General features: G+C 45.6%; 12 protein-coding genes. 6 read left to right on the top strand and 6 right to left on the bottom strand.

The annotated features are described in order from the left end of the window. Positions 1 to 566: 566 nt before the first annotated feature. From I6E38_RS12850 to I6E38_RS12830, 5 genes are all read left to right on the top strand, one after another. Positions 567 to 1,091, top strand: a complete 525-nt coding sequence (locus I6E38_RS12850) for a helix-turn-helix transcriptional regulator (RefSeq protein WP_235394371.1) — start codon at positions 567 to 569, stop codon at positions 1,089 to 1,091. 141 nt (positions 1,092 to 1,232) lie between these two features. Then, positions 1,233 to 3,359, top strand: coding sequence for a Tex family protein (locus tag I6E38_RS12845; protein ID WP_235394370.1), 2,127 nt, complete (start codon positions 1,233 to 1,235; stop codon positions 3,357 to 3,359). A gap of 158 nt (positions 3,360 to 3,517) precedes the next feature. Beyond that, positions 3,518 to 3,997 (top strand): RNA polymerase sigma factor, encoded by a 480-nt coding sequence (locus I6E38_RS12840; RefSeq protein WP_235394369.1) that lies wholly within the window; start codon positions 3,518 to 3,520, stop codon positions 3,995 to 3,997. Positions 3,998 to 4,052: 55 nt separating this feature from the next. Then, positions 4,053 to 4,661 (top strand): hypothetical protein, encoded by a 609-nt coding sequence (locus I6E38_RS12835; RefSeq protein ID WP_235394368.1) that lies wholly within the window; start codon positions 4,053 to 4,055, stop codon positions 4,659 to 4,661. A 154-nt stretch (positions 4,662 to 4,815) separates the two neighbouring features. Then, positions 4,816 to 5,355 (top strand): LOG family protein, encoded by a 540-nt coding sequence (locus I6E38_RS12830; RefSeq protein WP_235394367.1) that lies wholly within the window; start codon positions 4,816 to 4,818, stop codon positions 5,353 to 5,355. Here I6E38_RS12830 and I6E38_RS12825 read toward each other — a convergent pair. After that, on the bottom strand, positions 5,352 to 5,834 hold the full coding sequence (locus I6E38_RS12825) for an Lrp/AsnC family transcriptional regulator (protein WP_235394366.1): 483 nt from the start codon (positions 5,832 to 5,834) through the stop codon (positions 5,352 to 5,354). The two genes, I6E38_RS12830 and I6E38_RS12825, sit on opposite strands and share 4 nt — an antisense overlap. Before the next feature lie 205 nt (positions 5,835 to 6,039). Here I6E38_RS12825 and I6E38_RS12820 point away from each other — a divergent pair, with 205 nt between their 5' ends. Continuing rightward, positions 6,040 to 7,152 (top strand): 5-methyltetrahydropteroyltriglutamate--homocysteine S-methyltransferase, encoded by a 1,113-nt coding sequence (locus tag I6E38_RS12820; protein WP_235394365.1) that lies wholly within the window; start codon positions 6,040 to 6,042, stop codon positions 7,150 to 7,152. A 101-nt stretch (positions 7,153 to 7,253) separates the two neighbouring features. Here I6E38_RS12820 and I6E38_RS12815 read toward each other — a convergent pair whose 3' ends face one another. From I6E38_RS12815 to I6E38_RS12795, 5 genes are all read right to left on the bottom strand, one after another. After that, complete coding sequence (locus I6E38_RS12815; RefSeq protein ID WP_235394364.1) at positions 7,254 to 8,303, bottom strand: hypothetical protein; 1,050 nt, start codon at positions 8,301 to 8,303, stop codon at positions 7,254 to 7,256. Between the two features lie 180 nt (positions 8,304 to 8,483). Further along, positions 8,484 to 9,335, bottom strand: a complete 852-nt coding sequence (locus I6E38_RS12810; protein ID WP_235394363.1) for a zinc ribbon domain-containing protein — start codon at positions 9,333 to 9,335, stop codon at positions 8,484 to 8,486. A gap of 39 nt (positions 9,336 to 9,374) precedes the next feature. Continuing rightward, positions 9,375 to 10,160, bottom strand: coding sequence for a Nif3-like dinuclear metal center hexameric protein (locus tag I6E38_RS12805; protein ID WP_235394362.1), 786 nt, complete (start codon positions 10,158 to 10,160; stop codon positions 9,375 to 9,377). Between the two features lie 148 nt (positions 10,161 to 10,308). Further along, the gene (locus I6E38_RS12800) at positions 10,309 to 10,911 is read right to left on the bottom strand and encodes an HU family DNA-binding protein (protein WP_235394361.1); all 603 of its coding nucleotides are present in this window, start codon (positions 10,909 to 10,911) and stop codon (positions 10,309 to 10,311) included. Positions 10,912 to 11,243: 332 nt separating this feature from the next. Continuing rightward, positions 11,244 to 11,743, bottom strand: a 500-nt coding sequence (locus I6E38_RS12795; RefSeq protein WP_235394360.1) for a hypothetical protein, incomplete at its 5' end; no start/stop codon positions are given.

Here is an 11,743-nt window from a genome sequence, read left to right as displayed (position 1 = left end):
GTTTTACATATTTTTACATTCAAAATAACCGATTTACAAATTTGCAATTGTCTAAATTCAGATTTCGCAAATGCGTATTTGTAAATTTAAATCCTTCATCTTTCTTTACAAATCAACAATATTTAAATATGTATATTTGTAAATTTAAAGCTTTGTTTTTGTGTATGAATATTCATATCTAATCGTTCAATTATTCATAAAACACTGTATATAAGTGTTTTATATTATATTCATTAAAGCTTTAAGTATGTTACAACGACATTATTGCTTGTTTTTATCCATTTTTATCTTTATTCATCATTGTATTTGCGCAACAATTATAATTGATAACCATTTATTTACTATATTTAGTTAAAGTAATAGATAAGGTTTTATAGGGTTATATACTACACTTCCCCACTTCAATTTACACACTACTAAATACCTCAAACCAAACCTACCCACATTCACATATACAAATGCATATAAGCGCAATGTATTTATTCTTGTAAAACTTGTATATTTCATTTTTTTGATTTAACTTTGTAAAAAGAAGAAGAACAAACAAGAATTCATCATCATCGCATATGAAAGACAGAATAAAAAGAATCATAGAGTCGCAGCACATGACTCAGCAGGAGTTTGCCGAGAACATAAAAGTTGCCCCTGCTACACTAAGCAGCATCTTCACCGGACGCACAGCCCCATCGCTCAAAATCGTCGACGCAATCAAGAGTCGCTTTCCCGACATCTCCACCGACTGGCTCTTGTTCGGCCGTGGAGCCATGACTGACTATCGCAACTCTGAAGCTGGAGCATCGTTCAACTCCCCTACTCCCCACCCCACCAATTATACGCCAGACTTTGACACTACACCTGAAGCCGCTGCTGACATTAGCACTAACAACACAATCGATTCAAACAATGGCAGCCATACAACAGCAGAGGCACCCAATACTGAAACACCTGAAACTGTACAGCCAGAAAGTCCAAGCAAAACGAAGGGAATACAGTTGGTAAAAAATTGTGACAAACACGAGCGTCATATCGTTGAGATAAGAATATTCTACGACGACCAGACTTGGGAGACCTTCGTCCCTAAGAATATGTAAAAACAAGCTCGCTTGTTTTGCATTGTCTTCGGTTTGCACTATCTTTGCAGAAAAATTTATCAACCCAGTACCATTTAGGCTTGCCTATATAATTTATGCTCGCCTATCTGTTCTGTGGAATTTATACCTTATTATAATATAATGAACGTATTTACAAGAATCATTGCCGACACACTATCATTGTCTGAACGTAGTGTCGAAAACACCCTCGAACTTCTCGACGAAAACTGTACCGTGCCATTCATTAGCCGCTACCGTAAGGAGCGCACTGGCAATCTTGACGAGGTGCAGGTTTCTGACATTGCACTTATGCGCGAGAAATTGCAGGATGTGGCAAAGCGCAAGGAAACAATTATTTCTACGATAGAAGACCAGGGCAAGATGACCGACCAGTTGCGCCAGCGCATAGAAAACTGCTGGGTAATGTCAGAACTGGAGGACATCTATTTGCCATACAAACCCAAACGCCGCACCAAGGCCGACATTGCACGCCAGCAAGGACTGGAGCCTTTGGCACAAACCATCCTGTTGCAGCGCGACTCTAATCCATTACGAACAGCAGAGAAATTTGTAAAGGGTGACGTTAAGTCGGTGGAAGACGCTATTCAGGGTGCCAAGTTTATCATAGCCGAAGCTGTCAACGAGAACGAGGACGTGCGCAAAGCCATTAGAAATGTATTCAAACGCGAGGCCGTGATTTATTCGAAAGTGGTGAAGACAAAGGCCGAGGAAGACGAAGCACAGAAGTATAGCGACTACTTCGACTTCTCCGAACCCCTTCGACGTTGTTCGTCACACCGCCTGCTTGCCATGCGCCGTGGCGAAAAGGAAGGATTCCTTCGCATCAGCATCTCTGCCGATGAGGAAGTGTGCAAGGAGAAGATTCATCGCCAGTATGTATTAGGACGTAGCGAGTGTAGCAAACTTGTAGGCGAAGCTGCCGACGATGCCTTCAAGAGACTTCTCAAGCCATCCATTGAAACGGAGTTTGCCCTATCAAGCAAGCAGAATGCCGATGATGAAGCAATAGAAGTGTTTGCCGAAAATCTGCGTCAGCTCCTTCTTGCAGCTCCATTGGGTCAGAAGCGAGTAATGGGTGTCGACCCTGGTTTCCGCACAGGATGCAAAGTTGTTTGCCTTGACGCACAGGGCACGTTGCTCCACTTCGAAGCAATCTATCCCCACGCTCCCAAGAACGACCATCAAGGTGCAGCACGCCAGGTGCTCAGCATGGTGAAGAAATACGACATTGAGGCAATAGCCGTTGGCAATGGAACTGCTAGTCGCGAGACATCTACATTCTTGAAAGAAATAGGACTCGACTCAAACATCAATGTCTTTGTAGTAAGCGAGGACGGAGCCTCGGTTTATTCTGCATCAGAGGCTGCACGTGAGGAATTCCCCAACGAGGACGTGACTGTACGTGGAGCCGTATCAATCGGTCGCCGACTCATGGACCCGCTTGCCGAACTGGTAAAGATTGACCCTAAGAGCATTGGTGTAGGTCAGTATCAGCACGACGTCGACCAGAACGAACTGAAGAAGAGCTTGGACATGGTTGTAGAATCTTGCGTGAACACTGTAGGCGTAAACCTCAATACCGCAAGCCGCCACCTGCTGATGTACGTCAGCGGACTCAACGCAACTACAGCCAAGAACATCGTTGAATATCGCGAGAAGAACGGAGCGTTCAAGTCGCGTGCCGAACTGAAGAAGGTGCCGCGTCTCGGTCCGGTAGCCTTCGTGCAATGTGCCGGTTTCTTGCGCATACCAGGAGCCAAGAATCCGCTCGACAACAGCGCCGTCCATCCCGAGAGCTACGACATCGTGAAGACAATGGCAAAGGACAAGGGTTGCACCGTGGCAGAACTTATAGACAACAAGGAACTTCAGAAGTCAATACGTCTGAAGGACTATGTTACCGATACTGTTGGAATGCCAACCCTCACCGATATTATGGCTGAGCTTCAACGCCCCGGACGCGATCCGCGTGCAGCGGTAGAGGTTTTCGAGTTTGACCCACGTGTTCACGAGATTGACGACCTTCAAGTGGGAATGCTACTTCCTGGCATCGTGACCAACATTACCAACTTCGGTGCCTTTGTTGACGTTGGCGTTCACCACGACGGACTGGTGCACATCTCACAACTTGCCGACCGCTACGTGAAAGACCCTAACGAAGTGGTGAAACTTCACCAGCACGTTGTAGTGCGAGTAACGGAAGTAGACCGTAAGCGCCAGCGCATTTCGCTCTCGATGAAAGAATAATACAACAATAGAAGGCGTTAACCTTATGTGGTCGAGTTACCTTCGCTCGACCACAAAAAAAAATACACACCAGAAAAACTTTTTTATCTTTTCCACGTAGCAAACCTTACACACCATTAGTCTAAAGAATAAAAAATACCAAACATAAAACATCAATTATGAAAGAAAACGAACAACAATTCACCGACATTGTCCGTTGCAACCGTAGCACTATATACACCGTGTGCTATATGTTCTCAAAGGACAATGACGAGGTTGCCGACATGTTTCAGGAGGTGCTCATAAGACTATGGAACGGAATGGAATCGTTTGACGGACGCAGCAACATCAAAACATGGATTTACCGTGTGGCCCTAAACACCTGCATCACCATCGACAAACGCAAGAAGCGCAACCATAAGACACAGCTGTCTATGGACATAGACTACTTCAACAGTCGTGAAGTAAAATCAGAACAGGCACAGTTTCTGCATCAACGCATAAGCCGCTTGCAACCTCTCGACCGTGCTATCGTGCTGCTATGGCTCGAGGACATCAGCTACGACGAAATAGCAGCTATCATTGGCATTACAGCCAAAAACGTATCGGTGAGACTGGTGCGCATCCGTGAACAACTGAAACGGATGAAGGAGCTATAATTAAATGTTAAGTGTTAAGTGTTTAATGATTATTCAACCTACAAAATCATTTCATATGGAAAAGAGCAACAATAATAACGAACTCGAAAATATGCGTTCGCAGATGGCATCGTTCAAGAAACAACTTGAGCAACAAGAGATTATCAACGACCGTATTGTGGCTGAGTCGATGAAGAAGCAATTCTCATGGATAAAAAAGATGGTCATAGGCGAAATTATCCTCATCCCTATATTTCTGTATTTAGCCTTTGCTGTTAAGTACAACTTCAACATGTCTTGGTGGAGTTTAGGCACATTCATCATATTGCTCCTATGTGATGTTTGGTGCGACTACGACATCAATATGCGAGCTATTAAAAACAGCGACTACAGCCGCGACAATCTTGTCAACACTATGGAGAAATTGCTAAAAATGAAACAACGTCGCACTAAGCAAGCCGCCATAATGATAATAGCCTTAATAGGCTTAATCGTATGGTTCTCAATAGAAATAGGCTTGCACCTCATGTCGATAAATGCCGACACAGGTATGTGGGGTGTATTCTACGGCGGTGTCGTGGGCGGTGTAATAGGAATAGCAGTTTCCTGGTGGATTTACTGCAAGATGCAGAAGACCAATGACGAAATAATAAAGCAGATTGAGGAGGTGAGCAAAGAGCAATAACAGAAGAGCAATGGGCAAAACTCGCCCTTGTAAGAGAAATCACACGGGAAGTATGGGGGTAAAGATTCTTTAAAAACTTTTGCAATACGGGATTTTGTTTGTAACTTAGCGTCATAATCAAAAACACGCTAAGTTACACAACAAACAATCAACTATGAAGATAACAGTATTCTGCTCTGCCAACGAGCATATCGACCCCGACTATTTCCGTATGACGGAAGAATTAGGCAGATGGATGGCCGAGAACCACCACGACCTTATTTTCGGAGGCACCAGTCACGGACTCATGAACTGTATAGCCAAGGCTGTGCACGACGGTGGCGGACGCGTCATCGGCGTAGTGCCGTCGCTTGTAGAGAAAGGCGGACGCATGTCGGAATATCTTGACGTGCACATTCCTACCGACAACCTTGCCGACCGCAAGAGCTTGATGATTGAGCGATGCGACGTTGTTGTGGCACTTCCTGGTGGTGTAGGTTCGCTGGACGAAATATTCTGCGTGGCAGCCTCAAAGTGCATCGGTTACCACCAAAAGAAAGTTATCATCTACAACATGAAAGGATTCTGGAACGCCCTCATTGCGCTCATGGACGACCTCAACCAAAAGGGAATGATTCGCGGCGACTGGCACAATATGATTGAAGTGGCTAACGATTTCGAAGAGCTGAAAGAACTATTAGCTCAGCAACGTTAATAGCACCTGCTCACAGGGATGTAATGCGAGTCCTTTATCTCGCCTATCACAATGATACTGTGCAGACTACCTATACAATCAATATTTCCAAGAGTGTTGAGCATGAAGTCCTGATAGTCCTTCATGTCATGGGCATAAACTTTTATCAGGAAGTCGTAGTCGCCCGTGGTATTATAGCACTCGGTTATCTGATCGATGGTCTGCACAGTATCCATAAACTGCTGGATAAGCTCGTGAGTGTGCTGTTTCAGTCGAATATTGCATAGCACAATCACACTATGTCCCATCTTGTGATAGTCCACTATAGCCGAATACCTTTTTATATAGCCTTCGCGCTCCAGTCGTTTCTGACGCTCGAAGGTTGGCGACGGCGACAGGTGTACACGTGCAGCAAGCTCCTTTACAGTCATGTGAGAGTTCTGCTGCAATAGTTTCAATATCTTGATGTCTATCTCGTCAAGAGTTTCTTGATTTGCCATTATGCTTGGTTGTTTATTGTTATTTTATTTACTAAGTTACATTCATTTTGCAGAATAATATTCTGTAAAACACTGTATATGCGATGCAAAGTTAGGAAATATTTCCGAATTCAAAAGAATATTTGGCTGCAAAAAATCTTCTTCATAACTTTGCGCTCAGAAATCAGTAATTAAACAAAAAGAACAATTAGATAACAAAATGATTATGAGCAATTCAGTAAACAAGCATTTTGATGCCGTAGGCAGCTATCTGCGCCCAGCAGAGTTGAAGAAAGCAAGAGCAAAGTTCGCCAACAACGAAATCACCGCCGATGAGCTGCGCTCGGTAGAAGACCGCCTTATCGAGGACGTGATAAAGAAGCAGAAGGCTCACGGCTTACATTATATAACAGACGGAGAATTCCGCCGTAGCTACTGGCATCTGGACTTTATGTGGGGATTCGGTGGTGTGGAACACATCGAACTCGACCATGGTTACCAATTCCATGGCGAGGAGACCACTAAAGGTTCGCTGAAACTTACAGGCAAAATCACAGGTGAGAACCATCCGTTCATCAAGGATTTCATGTTTGTTAAGCAATTCGAAGAGGAAGGCATCGAAGCAAAACAAACCATTCCTGCCCCAGCACAATTCCTTGCCGAACTGTTCCGTGGCGACAACACCAAGAACACTCGCGGATTCTACCCCAACACCCAAGACCTCATTCATGACATCGCAGAAGCTTACCGCACCTTCTTCCGTGAAATTCACGCTGCCGGATGCAACACCATACAACTCGACGACTGCACATGGGGAATGATTGTTGACGACGACTTCTGGAAGTCGATGGCAGGCACAGGCTTCACCCTTGAACACGAAGCATTGCAGTATCTCAACGTAAACAATCTTGCCATTGAGGGCAAACCCGAAGGCCTTACCATAAACACTCACGTCTGCCGTGGCAACTACCATTCGTGCTATGCCACAAAGGGAGCCTACGACCCTGTTGCGCCATACCTGTTCGCCAAGGAGAATGTAGACACCTATTATCTTGAATACGACGATGAGCGCTCGGGCAACTTCGAGCCGCTGAGATTTGTTTCAGACAACAAGCGTGTAGTGCTTGGACTCATCACCACAAAGTCACCAGTACTCGAAGACAAAGCCACCATCATAGCCCGCATCCGCGAAGCCGGGAAATACATTCCGCTCGAACGCCTTAGCCTCAGTCCGCAATGCGGATTCGCCTCATGCGAGATTGGCAACAAGCTGACAGAAGCAGAACAGTGGGCAAAACTCGACCTTGTAAGAGAAATCGCACAGGAAGTGTGGGGCTAATAAGTTCCCCACGCTATTTCTCAGAACACTTCAGCCACATAGTTGTGCTTCATCCCGTCTTTCCCTCTTTTCAGGAAGAGGATGAGGTGCACGTGGCTGCCCTAAACAATTCCATTCCTAACATCTTCCGGAAGATTTGCCGTTGAAGCAAAACCAGCCTTTATGATATTTCCTTCGGGCGTGTATCTTATTGCCGACTCTATCGAGTAGCGTATGTATCTGTCCTTGACATTGGCATATTCCACTTTCGCCTCATAAATCCCGAAAGCCTTGCGTCCTTCATACTTATCCATAACGCTCACTATGGCAGCCGACTTGAAATGGTCGCCATTCGCTATTATGGGACAAAAGCGCACATAATTGCCAACTGATATTTTTAATGCCGTATGTGCCGACTTCTCCGCTACAAAATGCCGCGACTGCGAGTCGTAGACATGTATGTGGCCGTGGCTTTCGTCAATAAACTCTACAAAACCAACTTCCGCTGAAAACACCTCATCCACACGTTTCGCTGAAACCACTATTTCAGAAACACGCTCATTGCCCTGCTTCGACACCCTCGTCAGCACATCAAACAATCGCCCGCTTATCTCCCATGGACGACACGGAAACTGATGGCTGTCGGCAATAAGTTCCGAGCCATTCGTTGCTACAAGTTTCACGTAGCGACGCTTCCTGCCATTTGTCTCCTTCTCAAACACCTTAGCGGCATACATGCTCACAATACCTTCACACTCGCCCTTGCACTCTTCCGGATGATGAAGCCTGTACGACTGAAGGGCACGCTCCACGCGTTCCTTCAACGACAGGTATTGCCTGCCATCCTTACCTGTCTGCCGCTGCAAGTCCTGCGCACGCAGACAACTGTCGTAACCCCAAGCCTCAAGAAACTTAGGCAATTTGAAGTCGCCGTAGGTCTCGCTTATCTTCACCGCCATACCAAGCATGCACGAGTCGACGAGCGACATACGCTTAACGTGCAGTTTCATATAGGCTGCAAGCAGAGTGCGAGCTGTCACAGACCCCATCGTCTTGTAATTATTCTGAAGATAAAGAAAAATTTTCCAGTTGGTATCGTCGGGATGGGCAGCACCGGTGGCGATGCTATCAAGAAGTTTATCCCATGTTACGGATTTATTGGCATTAGGCATAGGAGTTAGGAATTAGGAGTTAGGAATTAGGAGTTAAAACAATTGAGAGTTGAAAATTGAAAATTGAGAGTTATGACTACCAAGCTAAACACTTAATATCAAAGCATATCATAACTCTCAACTCCTAACTTTCAACTCTCAACTTGAAAGAACTCTCAACTTGAATGAGTTCTCAACCGATTAGCTGAGCTTTGTCTCTGACTCCTCCGATTTCTTCGAAGCAGTCTTGCGTGTTGTGGCACGCTTGCGCTTTGGCTTATCATCGACAGTCTCGGTCTCTACAGTCTTAACGCCAGCCAACTCGGGGTCGATCATGATACGTCCGCAGTACTCGCAAACGATAATCTTCTTGTGCATCTTGATGTCGAGCTGTCGCTGTGGCGGAATCTTGTTGAAGCAGCCACCGCAAGCGTCACGCTGCACATACACGATGCCCAGACCGTTGCGGGCATTCTTACGGATGCGCTTGAAGCTTGACAGCAAACGCGGCTCAATCTTAGTCTCCAGATCCTCGGCCTTAGCCTTGAGTGCCTGCTCCTCCTCGCGAGTCTCCTGCATGATTTCGTCGAGCTCGCTCTTCTTCTCGTCGAGCGCCTGCTGGCGGTCGTTGATGAGGTCGTTGGTGCGAATCAGCTCGCGCTTCTTGTCCTCAACCTTAGCGTTTGCCTCCTTGATCTTCTTGTTGCAAAGTTCAATTTCGAGGCTCTGAAACTCAATCTCCTTGGTCAGAGTATCATACTCGCGGTTGTTACGCACCTCGTCAAGCTGCTTCTTATATCGCTCCACACTCTCCTCAGCTTCCTTAATCTCGCCCTGCTTCTGGGCTACAGCCTGCTGAAAATCATTGATGTCACCCTCAATATGCTCAACACGAGTCTTGAGTCCGGCAATCTCGTCCTCAAGGTCCTGCACCTCAAGAGGAAGTTCGCCACGCAACGCACGCTTCTCGTCGATAGCCGAGAGAGTAGTCTGAAGCTGATAGAGAGTCTGCAATTTGCTCTCTACTGAAATTTCTGATTCCTTTTTTGCCATAGTTATATATATGTTATTTCTGTTTTATGGTGAATTCTTTTAAAAATACATTATCGGATTGGTGCATGTCTCGGCTATGAAGCACTTCACGCCCAGACACTCACGCTCAATGATGTCGCGGAAAATCTCGCTCGTAAACTGTTCGCTCTGATAGTGGCCTATCACGGCTATCTGTATCTGCTGCTCGCGACCGAAATACTCATGATAGTGCATCTCGCCCGTAAGGAAAGCGTCGGCACCAGCCTCCACCGCCTCATCCAACAGGAACGAGCCCGAACCGCCACACATAGCCACCTTCTTTATAGGTCGGCGCAACAGCTGGTTGGCCTCGACACACTCCACACAGAATGCCTTCTTGAGCAGTATGATGAAGTCGTCGGCAGCCATAGGTTCCTCAAACTCTCCTATCACTCCCGAACCACACTCCACACCGTCTATCGTCTTTGTCGACATGAAGTGCACATTATGCAGCCCCATCTTCTCGGCAATCTTGAAGTTGACGCCGCCCCGTGCATTGTCCATATTCGTGTGCATCGACATAATCACGATGCCGTTGGCAATAGCCTTCATCACGGCCTGCTGCACATAGTCCTCGCCCGTCAGTCGGGCAAGCTTACGGAATATCAGCGGATGGTGCGACACAATGAGGTTGCAGCCCTTCTGTATGGCCTCGTCCACAATCTGGCATGTAACGTCCAGACACAATAATGCCCCTGATACTTCCGCCTCTGTCAGTCCTACTTGCAGGCCAGCATTATCCCAGCTTTCCTGCAAGGGCAGAGGCGCGAAACGTTCAAGGGCCTTGGTTACTTCCTTTATTTTCACGCTTTTCAGCCTTTATATATGTAGATAATATATGTAATATGCTGCAAAGTTACAGTTTTTCATGCAGAAACAAAAGGAAGCATGCGCTTTATTAAAATATTTTAACGAGGCATTATTTACACAATGACACGTATGAACATATCCCTACTCATTCACGCAGAAAATATACGGGTGCAGTACGCACTCCTTCTTTCCTCAGTATGCCGGTTTCGGTGAAATGGCGCAACCATTTCAGAGCCATACCCTGACGCAGACCGAAGTCGCGCTCAAGGTCGCGGCGAGTCAGACAGGCATGTGTGTTGAGATAGGCTCGCAATCGGGTCTGAAGCTCCTCCTCGGTATACTGCCGTGAGGTAGTGGTTGAACATGAACGCTCGAAACGAACCTTTGTTTTAACGTGCCTCAGCATTACAGAATTAGGACGAAACTTGATGTTTCGCACCGAAATATTGTCGGCGCGAATCTTGTCCGTGAGTGTATTTTCAGACATACTGAGGTCTACCGACAACTTGAAATAGCCTATATCGGGAAGATAGAAGCGTCGTCCGCTTGCCAGTTCTTGCTTCATGAGTTCGGACAAAGCTTTAAGCGTGGCTGCCACATCACTCTTAGTCAGGGAACAGTTGTCTTGAATCTGAGTCTGCAACTCGTCTGCAGTCATCGGCTCTTGTTCATAAATGCGGACAAAACGACGCTCATCGCCCTTGCCCTGTGCGTTTTTCAGTTTCTGTATTTCGTATTTTATCGCCATTGGTATTATTTGATATTGGTTTGCTGCAAAGTTAATATTCAGCGCAAGCGAAGTCAAGTTTTTGCATTAAAATTCCGTTGAATAGCTTAAAATGAGCTATTTATGAACTTTTTCCTCAAAAGAGGTAACGATTTGGCAACAGTTCTAAATTCCGCAATATTCACAAGTTTGCGACCTAACAACTCTTTTTGAATGCAAAAATACATTATATATAATATGTACATTATATATTTGGTTTTACAAAATATAAATCAATCTTTTAGGCTTTATTATGACATCAACCAAAAAGAGGTCTTTATATAACCTTTACGGTATTTGAAAACATCTTTAGTTTACAAATCCACACTCCATTTGGTGAGAAATTCCCTTGGGCGTAAGCGTGTCACGCTATACGACTCAATAGTGTTGCCGAGAGTTCTTCGTTCAAACTCAGAAGTGCCAATAAGGTTGTTTGCTGTGACGGAGAACTCCCAACGCTTAGCCTTGTATGCAATGGCAAAATCAAGAAAGTGGTTTACGCCTATGCTCTTGTCGTTGGTATGGAAGAGTTCGTTCTTCACGCTCAGCATCCATCCTTTGGCAGGGAAAACATATAGTTTAAGGAAATGTTCCCAGTCGGTCGTGGGGGCGGAGGAGAGTTCTGAAGACGTGAGGTTCTTCTGCTTGTAAATGTTCACATTTGACTTTCCTTCAATAGAAAGAAATCTCGCTGGACGCAATGAGTAGTCGAACGAAACAGCGGTTGTGTTCATACGTGCATCATTCACAATGCCCGACACAAGCATATTATAATCTGTGATGTTGTGTGAGGCGCCAATACCGACAAGTGTCT

This window comes from Leyella stercorea (assembly GCF_021531355.1).
Classification (GTDB): domain Bacteria; phylum Bacteroidota; class Bacteroidia; order Bacteroidales; family Bacteroidaceae; genus Prevotella.
This window is presented reverse-complemented; position numbering and strand designations above follow the sequence as displayed.